We start from the raw sequence: 22,563 nt of genomic DNA on the forward strand, positions 1-22,563 counted from the left end.
TTCCGTCAGTTACGCGAAGATAAGCTCTACCTCATGGGCGAAGCCGTCATCTACGGCCGGTACCAAGCCGTCCTCCAGTACCCGGCCGTCCAGTGTCAGCCGGGCTGCCCCGTCCTGCATGCGGTGGAAGCCCTCCGGCTTGCGGACCTGAATCCGGTAGGAGGAGCTGCCCAGCTTCAAGGTATAGGTAAGCTCCGTCTGCTCTTCCCGCAGCACCGGACTCAGTGCTATGCCCTGCTCCGTATATTCAATACCCAGCGCTTCCATCAGCGAGAGGGTGAGCCAGGTCGAGGTGCCGCTAAGCATCGGACCGATGTTCTCACCAGTCTCGCTGTTGTTGTATTGGGTACAAAAGCGCGGATTCCCGCAGACGGCAAACGGATCATCCATCGTCTTGAACGGCATAATCCGGTCCAGCAGCCAGTAGCCCAGGCGGCAGAGCTCGGCAGCCAGATCCGGGCTGGATACTTCCTTGGCCCCCTTGAACATTGCCGCAGCAGCCATCATGCAGGCATGCTTGAATACGCCGCCGTTCTCACGGTCACCCGGGAAGTATTCATCCGATGCCGTGTGCGTGGATACCCGGCCCAGCGCTACCGGCGAGACCAGCTTCATGCCATAAGGCGTCATCAGATGCGCCTTCAGGGTGTCCAGCATTACCGCAATCTGCTCCTCATCCGCACAGCCGGCCAGAATGCTCCAGCTGAACGAATTCAGGAAGTACGAGCCGTCCTTCGCCGGATCAGAGGACATCCCGTCCCCGGCAGCGCCGAGATACGTATATTCTCCGTCCGGATAGCGGTTGAACAGCACACGGGCGAAGAAATCGCCCTTCCAGGCATGCTCCTGGATGCGTCCGCGCAGCTTGACTCCGAAGCCCGTCAGCTCGTCTGCATACGCCTGCTCGCCTTTGCGGGCGGCCAGGGCGGACAATTCATCGACCGCCACCTTCAGCAGGAAGGCGTTCATGACGCTCTCGGAATAATCACTCTCCAGCGAATCCCCGAAGACGCCGCCGGCCTCCAGCTGCTTCCGGTAGAGTGCTTCCTTGGCCGGGCCGTTCAGATAGGTGTCATCGAGCTTCAGACAGTCGTTCCAGTCTGCGAAGTCGAGCAGCGGCAGGCCATGGCGTCCGATCGAGATCTGTCCGGAATAGACAATAATCGCCTTCAGGGTCTCGAATACAGGGCGTTCGGTATCCGTGCCTGCTACCGGACAAGACTCATCCAGGAACTCCGTATCTCCGGTCAGCATGACATAACGGTAGACAGCCTGGATCAGCCATAGTGCATCATCGGACCATTTGCCAGGTTCTTTGCCCACCCAGAAAAAATTGTGATACGCATACCCCAGCTCAAATACCATGCTGGTCCATTCTTTCAGCAGGCTCTTGACGAGGCCGCCCCGGCCCATCCCGACGAAATAATACATCGAGGCATACATATCCTGAATTTCACGGAAGCCGATCTCCCGGTAGCCTTTCTGGGTCTGACAGAAGGAGCGGGAGACAAAGCTCTGGTAGAGCACCTGAAAAGGCAGGTTGCGGTTCACGAACTGGTCGAAATCCGCGTCCCCGGAGGATACCTGCAGGAACCTGGAGTAATTCCGCACGAACTTCAGGGATTGTGCCAAGGCTTCTTCGGCCGCGCTGCGGCTTGTGAAGCGGGCGATCAATGCACCTACCTCTTCCTCCAGTACCGTATCGCTCCAGGTAGCACCGCTCTTGTCGGAGACAAGTCCCGTCAGCTGGTCAACCGCTGCCGAGGCTCCGGCAGCAACCTGAATCTCCCCCGCTACCGCGAAGAAGCCCGGGCCCTTGCGGTGCAGAATGCTGCTCAGCTTCAGCGCGTCGGATGGCCGGTGGAGCGAGCCGGTACCGACGAACTCATTGTAGCTGACGCAATATTCGCGCGGCAGCACCGGTCCGTCTTCCCCGTGGATAATCATTGTGTGGAAGCGCAGATCATGGCGCCCGCCTTCCGGGTAATAGTCAGGGCTAATTGCAGCTACGGCTCCATCAGCGTCCTGCAATACGCCGCCTTGCATAATAACATTGCTATACAGCACATCCTCGAACAGAGCGCCCGGTGCTGCCGAGCCGAACATGCCCGTATACACCAGACGAAGCTGGCGGCTGCTCTCTCCATGGTTCGTAATCGTAACCCGCTGCATCTCGGTCGCCAGCGGCAGACCCTCAGCATGCGGCAGAATGAAGATCGTGCGTGTAATCTCAAGTCCGCCGGACAGGCGGTACGTGATGATGGTTACATTCTGTGAATGGCGGCAGACCGCCGATTCAATGCCTTCTCCGCCCGGATCAGCGGAATAGAAGATCTGCTTCCCGTCCTCGAACAGATAGAATTGACGGTTGGCCGGGAAGCCGTTCTCCTCCTGACGCATATCCCAACGGGTCGCCAGCACCTGGGTAGCCGCATGGGAACGGAAGCTGCCGCCGCCAAGGCGGTCTACCACGCTCTTCGGTGTAGTCTGGAGCGGATGAGGGAACTCCAGGCGGTTGCCCAGCAGCAGATTGACCGCGAAGTGCGGACCCGGAACGGGGGAGCGCAGGTCAATGACATGCTCGCCTTCAGCGTTAAGGGCACCAGCCCAGCCCGGCGCAGCCTGAAGCTGCACCAGTGCCGCGCCTGCAGCCGCCTCCGGTATAGCTATTGCCTGTTCCTGTCTTCCCGCATGGCGGATATGCAGGGATAGTGCCGTACCTGTATCATTCACGGTGAACAGCGCGGATGTGCCAGCCGCCTTCGGCAGCAGCGCTGCCACTTCCGGGAGCTTCAGCAGCTCCTGAATGGCAGGCAGCCGGAGCGGAAGGCCCGCTACACCAACAGCTCCGGTGCACTGGGAATCCGTGAAGACGGCGCTTAGCCGGCCTTTTGCGTCTATCCGGTCTGCGAATGCCTGTCTTAGAATATCCTCAGGCGAAGCAGCCGCCGCTCTTGCGGTATTGAATTTCAGCATCATGAATGATTCTCCTCTTTTCCTGTTTTCTGTTGGACGATACTCATTCCCTGTTATGTATTCGCATCGGGCTGAAGAATTGGGGGAAGTTCTGAAGCAAGCATGGAGAACGGTTGCCCGTCCTCCATGTAATAATTATAGAAGTGTCTGCGTCCAGTCTAAATACCAAATCGTAAGCCTGAATAACAAAATCCAAAGCATGTTCAAGGTGCTTAAGGTGCTGCTGTTCCGTTATTCGTGAGCACAATATCATCCACGTCCACCGTCAGATGCCCGGTGCCGCCATCCTTGATATCTCCCAGCTCGAAGGAAATGCGGCCGATGGAGGTGCTGCCTCCGGCAACATCGAATTCTACGGTATATTCCTGATATTCACTGTTCAGATCAACAATCTTGCTCGTATACCCGTGCCAGTTGTAATTGTCCGCTACATCCAGCCAGCCGATGCTGATATTCATTTTGCGTTCAGCCGAGGCCTTGGCCTTGAAGGTAAGTGTATAATGATTGCCTTCGTTATAAGCGACTCCCTCATAAAAGACCTGCCGGTCCCAGGTGTTCGTTCCGGTGGAGCCCACCTTGATCTGCAGCGCGCCATCCACATTGTCAATGGCTAACTCCCCGTTGTCGGAGGAGTAACTGCTCCAGCCCTTAAGCGGCGCCGAGAAATCGCCGTTTGGAATCAGATTCTCCCCGTAAGCCTCACCGTCCAGCACCGGGCTTACCTGAAGCAAGGAGATATTGCTCAGATTGACCGTGTGCGCTCCGAGCTCTTCGGTGATCTTGCCGAGACTAAACTGAAGCACCGCAGCGTGATCGGTTGCCGGGGCAGTGAACAGATATTCATAGTGTCCGCCGTCTTGGCTGAGTCTAAGCTCCTGTTCCAGATAAGGAGTCCAGTTGCCATCCTCAGTCCCGTCACGCTGAACCAGCGCTCTAATATCCCGGGCCAACGAAGCATCCCCATCGAAGCGCAGCAGATATTTCTTGCCCTGCTCTACCGGGATGCCCGCTTGCTTCACCTGTGCATGCCAAGCCTCCGTTCCAGTTCCACCGAGGCTAACCTGCAGTTCCCCATACACAGCCTTCATTACAGTGCTCTTCCCGGGATCATCCGGTTCCCAGTCCTTCTTGAACAGCGTCCAGTTGTCGGTGGAATCGTCCTTGAAGCTGCCGTTCACCACCAGCTCGCGGGACAGATCCAGCCAGGCCAGATTGTAGCCGCTGCCGCCAAGACGGATGTAATAGCTTCCCGCAGGCAGCGTAAGCGGGGCTCCAATGATCGCCCGGTAGGACTGAAGGCCTCCGGTATCGCCAACTGCCGTGCTGTAGACAGATTCCGTCACTACATTCTGCTTGCCGCCATCCAGTACTGACAGCGTAAGCTCCGAATCGGCGCGCACACTGGATACGCGGGTTACTGGAACAATGCTTCCTGCCTGAGGCAGTACCACCTTGTATTCCACATAGTCGCCGTTCTCCATATCCGTGATATCCTTGCCGCCTTCGCCGCTCGGAATCAGGCCGGTTCCTGAGGCTCTCCAGAACTGGTCTCCCCGCAGATGCAGGTAGTTATGGAGCACTGGCGGATCGGTCATCCGTACCAGACGCACATTGTCAATCTCGGTCTGTCCCGCAGCCGCGCCCAGAAGGAACGATAACGCAGCTTCCGTGCCGGACCCGCCGGACAGCTCAATTTCTGCTGTATAGCTCTTCCACTCCGGTGTCAGAGTGAAGATGGTTCCGTCAGGATAGACCGTCTGACCACCGCTGCCCGCCAGCTTAATGCCAAGCGGCTGCGCCTCGGCCGATCTCGCATCGAAGGCAAGCTGGTAGACGGCTGCTGCGGACACAGGAATTCCTGCCTGGGTCAGCGTCACATCCTCCGGCGATCCTCCGGCCTTCTGCACGTCCGCCCGGAACTCCCGCTTCATCATCGGCAGAGCAAGTGTATTGGTTACACTGGCCTTCGCTGCTGCTTCCGAGCCCTGCTTAACGGCAAAGCTCCAATATCCAAGCCGTGCTTCTCCCAGATCGAAGCCTCCGTTATAGATCAGGTTGCCGTCAGCAAGCGGGGTGCGTACCACCGGCGGCGCTTCGGTCTCTACCACTCTTACATTCGCGAAGTAGGCGGAGATGTTGTTAAGACCCAGGTTGAACTCAAAGCGGGCATTATTATCCGAAGCCTTCGTCATCGTAAAGCTGTACTCATACGGCTGCCAGTCCGGTGTAAGCTGGAAATTGCGCTCCCCGGAATACGCCGTCCATCCGCCGCCGAATTCGGTCAGCTTGCTCATCAGCGGCCGGGCTGCGTCCGCTTTGGCCTCGAAGGTTACCTTGTAGGCTTTGTCCCTCTCCAGCAGCAGCGGCTTCTGCGCAAGCTGAATAGAGTAGTTCTGGGTTCCGGCCTCATGCACAGCAACCTTCACCGCCTTGCCCTTATCCTGATCCTCAATGACGGAGACGGTTCCGCTTCCGCCTTCATTCTCAATTAATTCCCAATATTCCGGCTGACCCTGGGCTGCTACAGTACCCTTGAAGTCCCCGTTGTAGATCTGATTTCCGTCTGCCAGAACAGGACGCTGCGGGGTCGACAGTCCCGGATCGACCGGCCGCTTCCCTGTTACATCCGGCCATTGATCCAGGTCCTTGTATTTGTAGACCCGTACGTAGTCTACATACATTTTATCCGACTTGAAGTCGGCCTTCGGATCGCCCGGCCAGTCGCCGCCCACGGCCAGATTCAGAATCATATAGAACGGCCGGTCAAACGGAGCAGGGTACGTATAGTAATCCGGCTGCCCTTCGGCCTTCGTGCCCCAGTCGCTCGTCTCAAAATACATTTTACCGTCCACATAATACCGGATCAGGCCCGGAAGCCATTCCAGCGTGAAGTCGTGATAATCATCTGCGAAGGTCTGGCCTTCCGGCAGTACATAGGTTTTGGTCTGGGACGCATGCGGAATGTCGTAGTGAATCGAGCCATGGACCGTTCTTGGATAGAGATCCGCCTCTGCCTTGCCGGCAACCGGTCCTGTCAATTCCATAATGTCCATCTCGCCGCTTCCCGGCCAAGGTCCATACTGCGTCTCATCATCGGTTGGCATCATCCAGATGGCTGGCCACATCCCCTGCTGAACCGGCAGCTTGGCCCGCACGGTGAATTTGCCGTAGGTCCAGTCGCCCTTCATCTTGGAGGTCAGCTTAGCTGAAGTATAATTCTTCCCGCCGTAAGCCTGCTTCCGGGCTTCCAGCTCCAGTACGCTCTGCCCGCTCTCTGTCGTAAGCGAGGCGTTGTCCGGGTGATAATATTCCAGCTCGTTATTGTACACCGTGCCGGTATCCTGTACATTCCATTTGCCCTCATCAATGGTCTGGCCGTCGAATTCGTCATTCCAGACGAGCTCCCATGGATTGTTCTGGGTTGGCGGAGTCGGAGCCGGCGTTGGAGTTGGTGTGACAGCAGGCGTTGCTGTCGGCACCGGCGCCGCAGGTGAAGGTGTGGAAGTTGGCGCTGGTGTGTCACCGCCTGCATTTCCGCCGCCCGCTTGGACTGGGGCAGAGGTAGCGGTAGCCTTCGCACTTGCCTGCGCTGTAGCTCCCGTTCCGGACAAGTCGCGAAGCGTCTCGCCAGTCTTGAGCGCCTGGCCGTTCAGCAGAGCACGGTCTGCCTGGTTCTCAAGCCGGCCGATCTGCCCCCGGCTCACGATCTCTGATCCGGCAGCATCTGCGCCGATGACCACAGTCTCTGCACGCGAGCCTGCTCCGATCTCCACCTTCGCCGGCTTAAGCAATTCGATCCGGGCTGCAGTGCTGCCATCCTCCAGTACCATTCGTACCAGGGCGGTAAGCTTGTTCAGCTTGATCTGTCCCAGAATGGATTGGCGGAATACCACGGAATGGTCGCCTCCTCCTGAGATATGTGCCGTTCCCTGCACCTTGATGTCTGAGAAGGCAACTTCCCCTTCTCCTGCCCCGGCTGTGACGTAGAGATTGCCGCTGACGGTTCCGCCATCAAGCTGCACATTCGCCCGGTTGACAATCACATTGCCGGACACCGCTCCAAGCTTCTGGCTTCCCTCGCCGGAGCTGATCCACCCGACCATCCGGCTCAGCAGCTCGGCCAGCTCGGCCCGGGTCATCTGCGCCTGCGGATTCAGCTTGCCGCCCGCATCGCCGCGCAGGTAACCGGCGTCCAGCATCGCACTCACGGCTTCCCGGGCATAGCCGCTGACCGCTGCCGCATCAGACTGGGCAGCCAGCGTACCCGGGGAGCCCGCCTCCAGCGTGAACGCCCGGCTCAGCATGGTTACAGCTTCCTGGCGGGTAACAGCCGCTCCCGGCTGGAACCGGCCGTCCGCGTAGCCTTGAATAACACCTGCGGCATTCACGCGGCTTACATCCTTGCCATACCAGGAAGAAGCGCTTACATCACTGAATACAGTGCTGCCTGAATCTGCGTAACGGAACACGCGGCTGATAATGGCGGCCATCTCTGCCCGTGAGACCGCTTGTCCCGGTCTGAATTGTCCTGCCTCGTCCCCCTGCAGAATTCCTGCGGCTGACAGCCTGTTCACTGCGGCCGACGCCCAGTGCTGCTTCATATCGGCGAACCCTGCCGCCGGGGCTGCTTCTGCCTGTCCTGTACTTGCAGACAGCCTGTCTGCGTCTTGTCCGCTATCTGCCTGCACTATTCCTGTAGTTCCCGGAAGCTGAATTCCTGACAGCAGCAATCCGGCAATCAGAAGCTTGGATATTCCTTTGCGGTACATCTGAACATTCCCCCTCGTGTAGAACCTTGTTGAATTCTGGTCTCGCGCCAGTCGATTTCAGTATAGGGTCCGTATCCCGGAGACGACATACCAATTCCTTAGCCCGTATAACAAAGATACAACTTTGTCCGGAGCTCCCTGTAAACGCCGCTCGCGCGAGTCCAATGTAACCGGTTTTTCGATTACAGCCGGCACGCACGCCCGTTCGCCTGCCTAATATGTTCTTTTTTCAGAAGGAAGCCTTAATTCAAAAAAAGCCCAAACACCCGGGCAGCTTAAACAAGCAACCCGGGTGTTTGGGCATAGCGGAACTATGTAACTGTCGTCACATTACGAGTAAGGCAACGGTCAGGAGGAGGCGTGGATTTGCGGGAAATCCTGTGCAACCTCTTCTCCCGAGAACAGATCGTCAAGCGAGCTGAGCGTGCCATCCTCTTCAACCTGATACACCGACATTTTCTCGCCGTTGACCGTTAGTTCGATGAAACAGCCCCAGCAATAGAACTGGTGGGAGCCGATCTTGCCGATATCCTTGGAGTTGCAGTTTGGACACTTCATATAATACATTCCACCTATCCGTTAACAATATTAATGGCGTTTTGGAGCCGTTCTTCACTCATCGCGGGAACCAGTACAGAATCCTCTCCGATAGTCATCTCTCCAGAACAAGGCAGCCATTTTCGGCCTTCGATCAAATCAGTTACCAGCCCGTCACTGATTTCCAGCGCTACTATTGTGTTTCCCAACTTTTGGTCAAAATAAACATCCGATATCCGCCCAAGCACCGTTCCGGATGCTGTAAGCACCTGCCTGTCCTTCAATTTGTTCTTTCCCAAGAGGAAAGTGTAGGATATATGGTCAGCGTCGACCTTAATAATCGACTCTTTATTGCGGATCATGACAGCATCTTCGCCATAAGCGGCAATATTATCCCATGCCACAACTTTCACATGACTAGAGAAAAAAGATTTGCTCTCCAGTTCAATACCCGTAATATTCCAGTTTGAATCCAGTCCGATATCGATTATTTCACCGACTTCAGTACCCTCTTCAACTTCATACACAGTGAGGCCAATCATATCTTGCAGCTTCATGGTATCCCAAGTCCCCTCACCTTAGTATTGCATACGGGTTCCCATGGGCCGGAGTACCTCTTAAACGGCTGCCAGAATGCACGGACGCCTAGTCTCTAGTACGCAGCCGGCTCAAAATGGTTCCAACTTTCTGGGCAACAACCTGCATTTCTTCATTAGTATTACCCAAACCTGTGCTAAAGCGAATCGCAGAGTTCAAAAGTTCTTCCGGAAGCTTCATGGCCCGGAGGACATGCGAGATTTCCAGAGATCCTGATGTACAGGCCGAACCGCTGGCTGCCGCTATCCGCTCCATGTCCAGGTTCATCAGCAGCACATCTGTCCCGGCTCCGGGAAAGCTGATATTCAGAATTCCAGGCACCGTATGCTGTTCATTTCCGTTGACCACATATCTCTCTGCTCCAACCTGCTTGTCCAGCTCCTCCAGCAGCGTGCTGCGTAGCTCCAGAGCCTGCTCTTGATGCTCCGGCAGCCCTTGCACAACCAGCTCAACGGCTCTGGCGAACCCGGCGGTATGAGCCAGACTCTCCGTGCCCGCCCGCCGGCCGCGCTCCTGAAGTCCGCCATGCTGTCTTGGCGTAAGCGGCGCCCCCCGCCGGACGTACAAGCCTCCAATCCCCTGCGGACCTCCGATCTTGTGGGCCGAAAAGCTCATATAGTCGACCGGCAGGTCACGGAGCACCAAGGGCAGTGTTCCCAGAGCTTGTACAGCATCTACATGCACAAGCACACCCCGTTCCGCCGCCAATCTGCCAATCTCTTCTATAGGCTGTACAGTTCCCACTTCATTATTCACATACATTATGCTAATCAGTACTGTATCCTCGCGCATAGCCGATTCCACATCCTCCAGAGAGACACGGCCGGTAGAATCCACAGGAAGATAGGTGACCTCGAAGCCCTGTCCTTCCAGCTCCGCGCAGGTATGCAGCACTGCATGATGCTCAACCGCTGTAGTAATGATATGTCTACCCTTAGAAGCAGAAGCATAGGCTGCGCCGAACAGCGCGAGATTATCACTCTCTGTGCCGCCGCTTGTGAAGACCCACTCCTCAGGGGAACAGCCCAAAAAGCCCGCGATTCTATCGCGCGCCCCATTTATAATTCTCTTGGCAGACCGTCCGAACTGGTGCACACTGGACGCATTGCCGTACTCGTTCAACAGCATATGATACATAACCGCTGCCACCTCCGGATGAACCGGTGTTGAGGCGGCGTGGTCCAAATAGATGGGTTTCATAACGAAATTCTCCGCTTCTTGAAATTCAGGATTTTCTTACAGGACTACTAGATTATACTGCTGAACTGCCTGTATTACCACCTGTTAATAAACACAATATTGTAACATTTGTCCATGGCCCGTGCCCCGGATCAGCCCTCTATTCCCGGCAACCGCGCCGCGAGCTGCTCCTCGGAGATCACTTCAATACCATGCAGCCGCAGGAGAGCTGTGGTCACCCCTTCTCCGGGGATTTTCATGCCCGCAAATTCTCCGTTATAGATCATGGAGCTGCCGCAGGAAGGGCTATTCTCCTTAAGGACAACAAGCGTGGCTGCTAAGCTCCGTACCTGCTCTAGTGCGGCATACGCGCCCTCTATGTACATTGCGGTTACATCCCTCCCGGTTCTATCCACCACCCGGGCCTGCCCCTCCAGCACATCTGTGCCGCTGCCGCCTATAATCTCTGCCGGTTCTCTCGGGGTAGAGAAACCGCCCAGCAGCTCGGGACATACAGCAACCGCCTGCCGGCTGTCCAGCAACTGCCGGATGCCCTGCTCCAGACAATCAGTTCCATTATATCTGACCTTCATTCCTGCCAGGCAGGAGCTTACGATAATCATTGCCAGCCGTCCCCCTTCGCAATCCTCAGTCTCATCTTATATAATGCTAAGACAAGCTGTTCGGTCTGTAAACCATTAACGATCCAGGGAGGCATAGACAACATGTGCGGAAGATACACGATCACGGTAACGCTGGAGGAGCTGATCACCAAGTATTTCATCCGGGAGCACCCGCTCATCCAATATGCACCGAGGTATAACGCGGCTCCGATGCAGCCTATTGCCGCTGTTATTCATGACGGCACACAGAATAAGCTCGGAGAACTTCGCTGGGGACTGCTCCCTTCCTGGTCCAAGGAGGACAAGAACGCTGCCAAGCTAATCAATGCCCGCAGTGAGACTCTGCTGGAGAAGGCTTCTTTCAAAGGACTGGTGGCCTCCCGCCGCTGTGTGATTCCCGCAGACGGCTTCTATGACTGGAAGGTCCAGGAAGGCGGCAAGCAGCCGCTGCGGATCACGATGCGGGACGGGAAGCTGTTCTCCATGGCTGCACTGTATGATATCTGGACCGGCCCTGACGGCGGCAGAATCTCCACCTGCACGATCATCACCACTACCCCGAACCGTCTCATGAAAGACATCCATGACCGGATGCCGGTCATTCTGGATGCGGACGGGGAGGCGCAGTGGCTGGAGCGCAGCAACCGGAATATTCCCGCCCTGATGAAGCTGCTGCGGCCTTACGATGCGGAGCAAATGCTGGCCTATCCCGTCTCCGCAGCCGTGGGCGATGTCAGGAGTGACTACCCGGAGCTGATCCGCAGAGCCGGGCCGGAGCCGGTGCAGGGGACCCTATTTTGACTACGGCCCTGGAAGTAATATCTGCTGTTTGAAACCTCTGGTCCCAGGGTATTAACTAAGGCTTATACCTCATAATATCCATCTACAATATGTATCCCAGGAGGAATTTCATATGGCTCTCAGCAGACAAGCAGTGTCCCAACCATCATCCGCCTCCTCCATCGAGCTGGAATGTATCTATCATTCAACGCAGGGACGATGGGCGTATGCTTATAACAAGGATACCTTCCACTTAAGAATCCGCAGCAAAAAAAACAATGTAGACCGGGTATTCGCACTGACCGGCGACAAATACGACTGGGAGCAGCATCATCAGGAGCTGAGCATGCGCAAGGTGGCTACTGACAGCTTCTTCGATTATTGGGAAGCAGAGGTCTTCCCCGAGTTCAAGCGTTTCTCCTACGGCTTCCGGCTGGAAACCGGTCAGGAGACGGTATGGATGCTGGAATCCGGCTTCTTTACAGACGGGCTGCCTGCGCCTGCCGGAGGCTATTACGAAATGCCTTATCTTCACGAGGCCGACCTGCTGAAGGTTCCAGAATGGGCAAAATCTGCGGTCTTCTATCAGATCATGCCGGACCGGTTCGCTAACGGTGATCCGGCGAATGACCCTGAAGGGACACTCGAATGGGGGGCACCGCCTGCCTACGACAGCTATTTTGGCGGTGACCTGCAGGGGATGATTGATCATCTGGATTATATTGTAGAGCTTGGCGTAACGGCGCTGTATCTGACCCCCATTTTCCAGGCTCCCAGCAATCATAAATATGACACCGTTGACTACGCAACAGTCGATGCAAACTTTGGAGATCTCGATAAGCTCAAGCAACTGGTGGACCTGGCCCATTCCAAAGGACTTAAGGTGGTCCTCGATGCCGTCTTCAATCATACCAGCTCCGGGTTCGCACCGTTCAAGGATGTGCTGGAGCATGGAGCGGACTCCAAATATGCAGGCTGGTTCCATATCCATGATTATCCTGTCCAGGTGGTGGACGGCAAGGCCAACTATGATACCTTCGGCTTCTTCAGCGGAATGCCCAAGCTCAACACTGCCAACCCGGAAGCCAGAGATTATCTGCTGGATATTACCAAGTTCTGGCTCAAGGAGGTCCACATCGACGGCTGGCGGCTGGATGTCGCTAATGAGGTAGACCATGTGTTCTGGCGGGATTTCCGCAAGGCGGTCAAGGAGATCAACCCGGAAGCGTTCATCATCGGCGAGGTCTGGAGCGACTCTCTCAGCTGGCTGCAGGGCGATCAGTTCGATTCGGTGATGAACTATCCCTTCTCTGACCGGCTGCTGAAGTTCTTCGGCGCGGACAACGGCATGGATGCGGACACCTTCGCCGCGCAGATCTACGGGCTGCTTATGCGGTATCCCCGGCAGGCGAATGAAGTGCTGTTCAATCTCCTGGCGAGCCATGATACCCCGAGAGTACTCACCCGGCTGGGCGGAGACAAGCAGCGGCTGAAGCTGGCCATCGCCTTCCTCTTCACGTTCACCGGTACGCCGTGTATTTTCTATGGAGATGAGATCGGAATTACCGGCGGGGATGACCCGGATTGCCGCAAATGCATGATCTGGGAAGAGGACCGGCAGGACCGGGAGCTGCTGCGCTTTTATCAGAGCCTCATTGCCCTGCGCAAACAGCACGAGGTGCTGCGCACCGGCCAGTTCTGCTTCCTGCTGAGTGATCCGGCCAGCCCGGGTCTGGTGTATGAACGCTGGAATGAGCACACCCGCTTCACGGTCTGGATGAACAACTCTACCGAACCGCTGACGCTTACGCAATCACTGGGCGGCGGAGCTTGGCAGGATGCCTTGAACGGCGAGCCTGTAGAGCAGGAGGGGGAGAAAATCCGTATGACGCTGGAACCGCTGGAATACCGGATTTTGTATAGCGGACAAGCTGGCGGCGAAGCCTGAGAACTATATTTAGACAAAGACAAGCCCCTTCCCGGGGCTTGTTTGTTTATAGCCGTTTGTTACACCGAACCGGGCTGCCGGAGGTGATATACTTTTGTAAATAACAATCGTTCTTCACACCCTATACAATGACAGGAGAGCCGCCGCATGAACATTAGAACCGCAACCGAAGCCGATTATGATTACCTCGCAAGCCGTGACCCTCATGTCCTGAACTCACTTCTTCTCCCGAAAATAAACCAGCAGGAGATTTACATTCTGAGCGAGGGCGGGCTGGACATTGGCTGGCTGCGTTACGGCTATTTCTGGGATCAGATCCCTTTTATGAATCTGCTGTGGATTGATGAGCCTTACCGGGGTGCCGGCTTCGGCAGACAGGCGGTGCTGCACTGGGAGCAGGCGATGCAGGCCATGGGCCACAAGCAGGTCATGACCTCCTCCATGGCCAATGAAGAGGCCCAGCATTTTTACCGGAAACTCTGCTACCGCGACTCGGGCTGCCTGCTGCCGGACAATGAGCCGCTGGAGATTTTCTTCACCAAAGCGCTGGAGCCTGGTCATGACGTGGCCCCCTGCTGATTCCGCAGCAATTCCCGAAGCTCTGCCGTATACCGGGTCAGCCGCAGGCTGATCTCCGTGCGCATCACATCCCGGGTGAGTCCGAAGCGTTCCTGATAGCCCCGGCAAAAGATTTTGTAATACACCAGGAACTCCTCCTGCTCATCGGGCACTACCCGGATATTGCGTTGCTTCAGCTCCTTCTGCAGCCGGTGGGTATCATCCATAATGCGCTGCTGAATCGCCTGGCCGGCAATCATAGAGGCCCGCTGGAGGATGCTGCCGGACAGCTCAATTTCGCGCAGGCTTTTGCTGACCATGGTGTCCAGGTAAGGGAGCAGGATGAGGTCACGCACCATCGTCCGTTCCTCGACCGTAATCATTCTTCGTACCTCTCCCCCCTGCTTCTGTTCATACTGCTGAACATGCTCTGTCATAAGCATCTTGGATTTCCAGCGTTCGTTGCCATCCAGCTTGCTCATTTGTAATGTCCCCCGATCTGCTCAGCCCGCTCCAGAGCAACCGCCGATTCCAGCAATGAAGAGGCGCGGATCAAGGCCTGGCTGCCATACCGGGTCTTGATCTGGTCAATCGCCTGTTCCTTGCCCAGAGTTCGTATACGGTCATCGAACAGGGTCAGCTGCATCACGCGGTCATCCGTTAATTCGGAGATGGTGATCGCCAGACGGCTTAGCGGCATCCCCGTCCAATGGTCCACGAATAAGCGGTACGCTGCTGCCGCCACCTCATGGGTCAGCGCGGACGGCTCCGGCAGTGTCGTCTGACGGCTGTAGGAATTGGAGGTATTGCCGTCCGTCTCGACTACCGCAACAGACACCACCGAGCCCATGTACCGGTATTTCCGCGCCCGCTGGCAGACCTCAATCACCAGCTCCAGCAGCACCACCTCAATCTCCTCCAGCCGGGTATACAGATTCCAGCGCAGCGCCTTCCCGTGGCCGACAGACTTCATCTGGTGGCGTATCCCGGTCACCACCGGGCTGGGATCGATGCCGCGTGCGGTCTGCCAATAATATTCCGCCTGGATATCGCTCTGCTTGCCCATAGTCCTGCGCATCCGTTGCTTGAACTCCCCCAGCTCCATCCGGGCAATATCTCCAATCGTTGTAATCCCCATACGGTAAAAGTTCTTAGTCATCCGCCCGGCTACCATAAACATTTCGTGTACCGGACGCGGCCACAGCTCAGTGTCCAGATTATCGTAATCCAGCCGGAACGTTCCGCCGGGCTTCTTCTTGGCGAAGTTGTTGGCCATTTTGGCGAGGATTTTGGACGGCCCGATGCCCACCCGGGTCCACACTCCGGTAGATAACAGAACGTGCTGCTGGATGGAGTGAATCAGCTCCGCCAGATCTCCTCCGAACGCGCGCAAGGAGCCGGTCACATCCAGGAACTGCTCGTCGATGCTGAACGCCTCCACCAGATCGGTATATACTTGGTAGATCTCGGAGATCAGGAGGGAGACCTTAATGTAGGTTCCCATCCGCGGCCGGATGACTACGAGCTCCGGGCATTTCGTCAGGGCTTCCCCCACGCGCGAGGCGGTGGTCACCCCGCGGGATTTGGCCAGCGGGCAGGCCGCCAGCACAATCCCGTTCATCCGCGTGGGATCGCCGACCGCCACAGGCTGATCCGCATATTCGGGATGGGCCGCCTTCTCGACGCTGGCATAGAAGGACTGGCAGTCGGAGAGCAGAATTATCCGCTCTCTAGGCATACCGTTGCCCCCGTACCGGGCGCCACGACAGAATATTGGCCGTCAGGAATACACGGGGCTGGCCGGTGCTCAGACAGGTAGCCCGAATCCGGCCGTCCCGCATCCCGCGCACCTCAATTTTCCGCTGCGTAATCCGGCCTGCCTTGTCCAGATATATCATTTCTATAGTTTGGCCGATGCTCATCTTCATGATTAATCGCCTCCGGGTACAGTAAGAACATCTGTTTGTATTATAACCAGCATTAAGTTTTTTAAGCAATGGTAAAATAGAACAGGTGTTCTTGTATTGAAACAGTATATGCAGCTGAGGGGATAATTAGAACCGGGAAGGGAAATTAAAGGGTAAGAAACGCTGGAATAAACAGGGGATTCACCGTGTTTCTTAGCTGGAACTTAAACCCAAAAGGCGGTAAAATTCATATTAAAGCTAGCGGAGATTATAACTGTATCAACCGATATTTGTACAAGGAAGAGGTTCAAGCATAATGAGAAAAATCGCCGTTGGCGGACACACTTACTGGTGGAGTTATCAAACGGTCAGAGATGTGCATTGCCGTTCAAAGCTGACGCTGATCACAGAGGACAGAAAGACCAAATGGATTGTTAAGTTTACCACTGTAGACACCATTACTGCCGGAAGTCCTCTAAATGAAGGATTACGGGTCATCAAAGAGGGGCAATACTATGCTCTCAATCTAAACCAGCCCAAGTATGTTGCCGAAGTGTTGCAGTATGTACTAGGTATGGAGCTGGATACATCTGCGAAGAACGTGCATGAGCTGAACGGTAATGATCTGCTGGCTGGCATGGGGTACCGGGACACTACGGGGATGTTGATACCCGCAGCAGTCAACCGGATGCTGTAGGCGCTGGAACGATAGCAACTGCATTTTATACAATGGAATACTGAAAAAAAGGCTTTGAAATACGATCTATTGTATTCCGTACAATGGAATGCTGAAAAAAGTCCCTTTTTCACCCGAAACACAACATTCTACTGTATGAAATACAATAGAATCTAATTTTATGGGGATCTTTGCGTATTCTATTGCAGGAAATACAATCAGCTACTTGAATGTCTGGTACTGATACCCAAAAAAGGATATACATTTAAAGTCAAAACTCTGGAAGAATGCAACTGTAAAGTTCAGTATCTACACAAGAAAGAGCCCCGCTTAGTTTCAGCAGGGCTCGGTAAGAATAATATTAGTTTGTTTTAAACCAGACTCCGCCTGTTCCATCATAATTTCGGGAGAATGCAATCAGCGGGGAGGCATCGCTTGTCTTCACTTTATAGCCAACCCAACCCTCATGAGAAGATCCGGCATAGACTTTTGTACTTATAGATGGATCTGGCGCTAGAATAATCTGGGCACCATATTCAGTGCTTAATCCGTGAAACCACGGTTAAACTAATGTCTTAATCCTTCAAAGGAGCAGGGCCATGCTACTAAAAACCAGTACTATCTCTAAAAGGGCTCTTATTTTTATTTTCTTGTTATTAGTTACTGCCTGCGGTAAGGGTGACACTGTATTTAAGGGAACTGTACACTCAGTAGATGTAGACAATAAAAGGATTCTAGTCATTGCTCAATTAAAAGAAGAAGACTTGAGTAAGAGTTATAAGGAAGTTCTAGAAACTAATATGTACTCTCAAGCCATTTGGGTAAATGAAGTTTCACCTTCTAAATATAAAAAGGGTGAAGAGATTGAAGTGTTCTATCAAGCAAGTGATGATTCATTTCCGGCACAAGTTACAGCCAACAAAATTGTAAAATCACCAGCCAGCGCCTCGTTCCACAGCAGTCATCCGGATACTCTAGGCGCTGGAATAATAGTAACTGCATTTTGTACAATTGAATATTGAAAAAAGGTCATTTTTCACCGGAAACACAACATTCTACTGTATGAAATACAATAGAACCTGATGAATGAATGGATCGATCTAGTATAAAAAAATCCCGCCGGCCAATTAAGGCTGACGGGTTGTTTGCTCTTTTACCCAGTGGAAACGCCTGAAAAGGTCACGGGCCCGGTAATGCTGGCCGTATTGAGCAGAATATTGGTGCTGTTATTGGCTGCCCCCAAAGAATAGGCATGATAACCGCCTGGAACATTTAAATCCAAATAAGAGATCGTAACCGGCTGTATTGCGAGTAGAGCGAGTCCGCTTGCTCCTACATTAAAAATCGGCTGGCCATCCCGGTATAACGTAAAAACTACATTCGGGATGCCAAGCGTAGTCTGAAAGCCAATGGTTGCATTCAGCACAACATCCCCGTTTATAACGGTAGCTATTCCAAACTCCGCCAATATTTGATTTTGACCCGGCGAGAGAATTGGAATGGACAAGGTCTGAGTGCCTGTAGATGCTGTACTCCGTCCTACATCAATAACTTGTGCCACGATCAAGCCACCTCCCTTCCTGTAATCTAGTAATAGATTATGTATGGAAGACAATTCCAGATTGGATGAATGGCAAGTACGATTAACACATTAAGGTGTGATGATAGAAGTAACTCGGTTACTGAGGACTGCACTGTTACCCCCGCCTTGCTTGGACCAACGAGGATAGCATATACTTCCTATGTTGCCCCCTGCAAGGGACACTACCATAACCGATAAAGAGAGGTCACACATCATGTTTCAAGGCAAGACGAGGACCGCCGCCTGGATCAGCTTAGGTCTCTACACGGTCCTCACCTTATTTTTCTTGTTTGTCGGCTTCAACCGCTCATCGGCTCTGCCCGAGACGGACCTCAGGTATCGCTTGGCTTTTGACGGCATTCCGTTGCATTTTCCGGGCGGGGGTTATTCGAATCTGTGGGTCTTCAATCTGGGCAACTATCTGGCCTTCGTCCCGTTCGGCCTAGTGGTTCCGCTGCTGATCCGCTGCCGCTTCCTGCCGTTCCTCTTGGTCTTCTTAGCAGCCATTACAGGAATTGAGCTGATTCAGATGGTAACACATTTGGGTTCGTTCGATATTAACGATATCGTTATTAATACGCTGGGCGCGGTTGTCGGCTACGGTGCCCAGCGGCTGATCCGCCGCGACCTTACAACCACAAAAGGTATGCTCAAGCTCCTGTCATCAGGCGCTGTCTTGACGTTAATCGTCTACTCCGCCGTGAGCGGTATCAACTATTATCTGGATCATGGCCGCGGTGAGATCAGAGCGCTGGACCAGTTGCCCATTGAGCACGGTGAAGTGCGGTGGGAACAAGGACTCCATAGTTTCACTATGGCACAGGAGCAGATTGAACCGGCTGTCAATCTCTATAGCCCTGATCATCCGGGAATCCATGAGTTCTCCCTGCGCCTGGATGGACAGTACAAGGAGTTAGCCGGGAATTTCGGCGTCCCTGACGATGCTATACCAGCTAAGGGCAGCGGTACCAGCAGCGTCATAATCAGCGCCGACGGAGAAGAGCTCTGCTCCCTCGATGTGAATATCGCAACGGGCGAGAATCAGCCGCTGTCTTTTCAGGTTTCAGTTGAAGGCACACAAGAGCTGACCCTTACAGTCAAAACCGATGCTCCCGACCCGCGCACCCATGCGGTATTGTGGGACCTTACGCTCACAGAGGCCAATGCCGGCCAAAAGCTGGCAGCACAGCTTCACCGGCTGCTGGGCGGGAAATAAAATAAATAGGTCCTCCTTTGCCCGTCCAGATGAACACCGGACGGACAAAAGGAGCCCACCACTGATCATAATTGTGTGTACGAGATTATTTTAGGGCTTCGCTAAATGCACTTTCGATTTGCTCCGCCTCCTTGGAGACTGTGAACAAAATATAGCGGCCTTTGACCTTTAATATATGCTTTTCGACGAGGTAAAATTGCTCGGGGCGGTAGTCTTTCAGCTTGACTTTTTGAGCCTCAATTCTTTCCATGATGTTCTCCTTAACGCTTTCCGCTTGATCCTCTTGCTTGACTCTAATCACGGCCAGTTCATTCGCTTCCACGTTCGATTCTGCCGTATACAGCACAAAATCCTGAACTACCTCTGCATCGAGATGATAGAGCTTCTTAAGCCTGTTCATATCCCCTTTGTCCATAGCTTCCATAGAGGCCGCTTGCTGGATGCGTTCCTCAATGGTATGGACAGGAACGTCTTTGGCGCCTTCCTTCTTACTGGAGCATCCGATCAGAATGCCGCATAAGCTCATGACGGCAGCCAGGACAACCAGGTATTTCATTTTCTTTCCCGGAAACATCGTTACTCAACCCCTTTGTGCATTATTCCACAGCATCTGCTAATGCTTTAATGGATGGATCCTCAGAAAATGTAGTCATATTATACAAAATCAGCATGTCGCGGATTTGCCGTTCTTTCATAAGCTTCAGCAGATCGCCATCATAATATCGGAGGTCTACCACATCAATTTCGCTGAAATGCGATGTTAAAAAAGGGATCAGGCTGTTTGCATATGAATCTTTAACAATAAGCAGCCTTCGCCCTTCCGTATGGCCGGTTGTTATGCGGATCAAGCCATGATTCCCATTGAAAAAAACAGTGTATTTATCCTTCTTGGCGAGGTTGCCCATAACGTACATCGAATCTGCACTTTGCTGTTCGTCAACATAATCTACGGAAAGAATCTCCGGTACCTTGGGATAGTACAGCTCAATAGAATCCGGCTGGATGTGCCGAACCCCGCTCTTCGAATACAGAGAACCATAAAACTGACCGGTGACTTGGCGGATGTTGAACTCCTCTTCGTTCTTGGGTGTAAAGCTCATGGGTGCGCCCAGCTCCCGATAGGCTAGAAAAGCACCTTTGGTCGTCCAGTGGTGATCTGTTTTGTAATAGACCGGCTGCTCCTTGTTCGCCTCCAGCACGGGGAAAACATTGATCCATCGAATGTCCCCGGGATCAGAAGCTTTTATCTTGTCCCAATAGACCCTCTCGTCACCCCCGGAAGCATAAGGCGGCAGTTTATCCTTAAGTATGGAAGCTGCGGTCGGCACCAGCATCATATATTTGCGCAGACCAGGAGTAGCCTGATCAAAGGCTTGAAGGGCTTTCAGCTTGTCCTCCAAGTCTCCATGTTCGGGAGGCGAAAATTTTTGAATCAAGTATCCATCCTTGCCGATGTAAACTCCATTGCTCTCCTTCCTCCCCACCCCCTGGTCTGCCCCGGATTTCAGTCCAATCCAAAAGTCTCTCTCTATAAACTGATCCGCTAGATACGCTTCAAATTCTGAAGCAAACTTGCCTGAGCCTAAGGCTTGAAGCGAGAAGTTCGGGAACTGCTGCAGCATCCGATTCTCTGATTCGGAAAATACCTTTGCCGGGGTCAAAACGTTGACAACCAATACCGCTCCAGTAAACATAAGCAGTACAATGGCGAGTGCGCGGTAATAGACTTGGTCGTATTTCTTCAAAGATAATCACCTCCCCAAGTGGAAACGGCTTTTATTTTCAAAAACGAAAGTATAAAAATGGATTGTACGTTGCATTGACCAGGTATGCTGTTGAGGCCACGATGAAGATGAAGCAGATGGCAAGCGCGGCAAACGTGCCGAACCGGGCAAATCTGGTTCTGAACCGGGTCAGTGCTTTGCTTGGAAACGGCGTGGCACAAACCGCCAAGAACAGCAGCAGCAGAGCATTCGCCGACAGATCGTAGAGCGCCCGGTTGTCCGCGAATCCATGTGTCCCGGCGCCAAACATCGTTCCAATGAAGGTCAGGGCTGCAGGCAAATGTTCAAATTCGAAAAATACCCAGCCGATGATCACGATCATCAGGGTGTAGACATGGCTTACAAAGACAGGCAAGCGCTGAAGCTGTTTCAAGAGAATCAGCTTTTCAAGCGTGACAAAGAGACCGAAATACAAGCCCCAAAGGATAAAATTCCAGCTCGCTCCATGCCACAATCCGGTTATAAACCATACCACCGCCAAGTTTCGCAGCTGTTTCAGCTTCCCTACCCGATTGCCGCCAAGCGGGATGTAGATATATTCACGGAACCAGGACCCGAGCGAGATATGCCACCTCCGCCAAAATTCCGTAATACTCTTGGAGGTATAAGGATAGTGGAAGTTCTCCATAAATTCGAACCCGATCATCTTACCTAAACCGCGTGCCATATCCGAATATCCGCTGAAATCGAAATAGATTTGAAACGTAAAGGCGATAATGCCGAGCCAAGCGGACAGAACCGACAGCTCCGCCGCAGGCACCGCTTTACTGCTTGCCCACAGCAAACCGATATTGTTGGCAAGCAGTACTTTTTTGGCGAGCCCTCTGATAAACAATTCCGCCCCTTCGCCAAAACGCTCCAACGTCACTTTGCGGTTAACGAGCTGCCCCGCAATGTCTCCGTATTTAACGATCGGTCCCGCTACAAGCTGCGGAAACATCGTCACGTAGGCGCCGAAGGAGATCAGATTCTTCTGAACAGGCATCTTCCTGCGGTAAACATCGATGATGTAAGACATCGTCTGGAACGTGTAGAACGATATGCCCACCGGAAGCGGAAGATCTGCTGCCTGCAAGTGCAGGTCGAACAACGAGTTGATATTATCGAGCACGAAACCTGCGTATTTAAAAAATCCAAGAATCCCCAGGCTGCCAATCATGGACAGAATCAAAACTCCCCGTGCAATTACTTTACGATGCCTGTATCTATCGATCAGGATTCCGTTCACATAATCGAATACCGTCGAGAAGATCATGAGGAAGATGTAGATGGGCTCCCCCCATGCATAGAAGATCAGACTTGCGCCGAGCAGAACAGCATTTCTAATCCTCATAGGCGAGAGATAGTAGATCAGCATGGTGACCGGCAGAAAGAGGAATAGAAATATAAGGCTGCTAAAGACCAATCCCCGTCACCTCCAGACCTTCACCT

The 22,563-nt window shown here is 53.7% G+C and carries 19 protein-coding genes; 6 read left to right on the plus strand and 13 right to left on the minus strand.

Annotated features, from left to right (window positions below):
- Nucleotides 1-9: 9 nt before the first annotated feature.
- From NSS83_RS11560 to NSS83_RS11585, 6 genes are all read right to left on the minus strand, one after another.
- Nucleotides 10-2,979, minus strand: a complete 2,970-nt coding sequence (locus NSS83_RS11560) for a hypothetical protein (RefSeq protein ID WP_341348284.1) — start codon at nt 2,977-2,979, stop codon at nt 10-12.
- Nucleotides 2,980-3,188: 209 nt separating this feature from the next.
- Nucleotides 3,189-7,745, minus strand: a complete 4,557-nt coding sequence (locus NSS83_RS11565) for a carbohydrate binding domain-containing protein (RefSeq protein WP_341348285.1) — start codon at nt 7,743-7,745, stop codon at nt 3,189-3,191.
- 348 nt (nt 7,746-8,093) lie between these two features.
- Complete coding sequence (locus NSS83_RS11570) at nt 8,094-8,303, minus strand: hypothetical protein (protein ID WP_036690502.1); 210 nt, start codon at nt 8,301-8,303, stop codon at nt 8,094-8,096.
- 14 nt (nt 8,304-8,317) lie between these two features.
- Nucleotides 8,318-8,839 carry a PRC-barrel domain-containing protein gene (locus NSS83_RS11575; protein ID WP_341026451.1) on the minus strand — a complete coding sequence of 174 codons (522 nt, stop codon included), beginning with the start codon at nt 8,837-8,839 and terminating at the stop codon, nt 8,318-8,320.
- Nucleotides 8,840-8,927: 88 nt separating this feature from the next.
- Nucleotides 8,928-10,079 (minus strand): cysteine desulfurase family protein, encoded by a 1,152-nt coding sequence (locus tag NSS83_RS11580; protein WP_341348286.1) that lies wholly within the window; start codon nt 10,077-10,079, stop codon nt 8,928-8,930.
- A gap of 131 nt (nt 10,080-10,210) precedes the next feature.
- Nucleotides 10,211-10,681 carry a DUF523 domain-containing protein gene (locus NSS83_RS11585; protein WP_341348287.1) on the minus strand — a complete coding sequence of 157 codons (471 nt, stop codon included), beginning with the start codon at nt 10,679-10,681 and terminating at the stop codon, nt 10,211-10,213.
- A 102-nt stretch (nt 10,682-10,783) separates the two neighbouring features.
- Here NSS83_RS11585 and NSS83_RS11590 point away from each other — a divergent pair, with 102 nt between their 5' ends.
- The 3 genes from NSS83_RS11590 to NSS83_RS11600 all read left to right on the plus strand — a co-directional run bounded on the left by NSS83_RS11590 (nt 10,784) and on the right by NSS83_RS11600 (nt 13,988).
- A complete protein-coding gene (locus NSS83_RS11590) occupies nt 10,784-11,482 on the plus strand; it encodes an SOS response-associated peptidase (protein WP_341348288.1) in 699 nt (232 codons plus the stop codon).
- 112 nt (nt 11,483-11,594) lie between these two features.
- Nucleotides 11,595-13,409, plus strand: a complete 1,815-nt coding sequence (locus NSS83_RS11595; RefSeq protein ID WP_341348289.1) for an alpha-glycosidase — start codon at nt 11,595-11,597, stop codon at nt 13,407-13,409.
- Between the two features lie 147 nt (nt 13,410-13,556).
- Entirely contained in the window at nt 13,557-13,988 is a 432-nt protein-coding gene (locus tag NSS83_RS11600) for a GNAT family N-acetyltransferase (protein ID WP_341184360.1), read from the plus strand.
- Here NSS83_RS11600 and NSS83_RS11605 read toward each other — a convergent pair.
- The 3 genes from NSS83_RS11605 to NSS83_RS11615 are packed head-to-tail and all read right to left on the minus strand — an operon-like array spanning nt 13,967 to nt 15,895.
- A complete protein-coding gene (locus NSS83_RS11605) occupies nt 13,967-14,449 on the minus strand; it encodes a hypothetical protein (RefSeq protein ID WP_341184359.1) in 483 nt (160 codons plus the stop codon). The genes NSS83_RS11600 and NSS83_RS11605 overlap by 22 nt on opposite strands.
- Nucleotides 14,446-15,705 carry a DNA polymerase IV gene (locus tag NSS83_RS11610; protein WP_341184358.1) on the minus strand — a complete coding sequence of 420 codons (1,260 nt, stop codon included), beginning with the start codon at nt 15,703-15,705 and terminating at the stop codon, nt 14,446-14,448. The genes NSS83_RS11605 and NSS83_RS11610 overlap by 4 nt, the downstream gene beginning before the upstream one ends.
- On the minus strand, nt 15,698-15,895 hold the full coding sequence (locus tag NSS83_RS11615; RefSeq protein WP_340827527.1) for a hypothetical protein: 198 nt from the start codon (nt 15,893-15,895) through the stop codon (nt 15,698-15,700). Before NSS83_RS11615 ends, NSS83_RS11610 begins: the two co-directional genes overlap by 8 nt.
- Nucleotides 15,896-16,190: 295 nt before the next feature.
- Between NSS83_RS11615 and NSS83_RS11620 the strand changes: the two genes are divergently transcribed.
- The gene (locus NSS83_RS11620; RefSeq protein ID WP_341184357.1) at nt 16,191-16,571 is read left to right on the plus strand and encodes a hypothetical protein; all 381 of its coding nucleotides are present in this window, start codon (nt 16,191-16,193) and stop codon (nt 16,569-16,571) included.
- A 578-nt stretch (nt 16,572-17,149) separates the two neighbouring features.
- Nucleotides 17,150-17,572, plus strand: a complete 423-nt coding sequence (locus tag NSS83_RS11625) for a DUF3221 domain-containing protein (protein ID WP_341184356.1) — start codon at nt 17,150-17,152, stop codon at nt 17,570-17,572.
- A 131-nt stretch (nt 17,573-17,703) separates the two neighbouring features.
- On the opposite strand, the gene NSS83_RS11630 is transcribed toward NSS83_RS11625, so the two are convergent.
- Nucleotides 17,704-18,111, minus strand: coding sequence for a hypothetical protein (locus NSS83_RS11630; protein ID WP_341348290.1), 408 nt, complete (start codon nt 18,109-18,111; stop codon nt 17,704-17,706).
- A 235-nt stretch (nt 18,112-18,346) separates the two neighbouring features.
- Between NSS83_RS11630 and NSS83_RS11635 the strand changes: the two genes are divergently transcribed.
- The gene (locus NSS83_RS11635; RefSeq protein WP_341184354.1) at nt 18,347-19,348 is read left to right on the plus strand and encodes a VanZ family protein; all 1,002 of its coding nucleotides are present in this window, start codon (nt 18,347-18,349) and stop codon (nt 19,346-19,348) included.
- An 85-nt stretch (nt 19,349-19,433) separates the two neighbouring features.
- Here NSS83_RS11635 and NSS83_RS11640 read toward each other — a convergent pair whose 3' ends face one another.
- The 3 genes from NSS83_RS11640 to NSS83_RS11650 are packed head-to-tail and all read right to left on the minus strand — an operon-like array spanning nt 19,434 to nt 22,537.
- On the minus strand, nt 19,434-19,922 hold the full coding sequence (locus tag NSS83_RS11640) for a DUF4358 domain-containing protein (protein WP_341184353.1): 489 nt from the start codon (nt 19,920-19,922) through the stop codon (nt 19,434-19,436).
- A gap of 22 nt (nt 19,923-19,944) precedes the next feature.
- Complete coding sequence (locus NSS83_RS11645; protein ID WP_341184352.1) at nt 19,945-21,093, minus strand: DHHW family protein; 1,149 nt, start codon at nt 21,091-21,093, stop codon at nt 19,945-19,947.
- Nucleotides 21,094-21,130: 37 nt separating this feature from the next.
- The gene (locus NSS83_RS11650; protein WP_341184351.1) at nt 21,131-22,537 is read right to left on the minus strand and encodes an MBOAT family O-acyltransferase; all 1,407 of its coding nucleotides are present in this window, start codon (nt 22,535-22,537) and stop codon (nt 21,131-21,133) included.
- Between the last annotated feature and the right edge of the window lie 26 nt (nt 22,538-22,563).

Origin of the sequence: Paenibacillus sp. FSL H3-0469 (assembly GCF_038051945.1) — a bacterium.
GTDB lineage: Bacteria > Bacillota > Bacilli > Paenibacillales > Paenibacillaceae > Paenibacillus_AQ.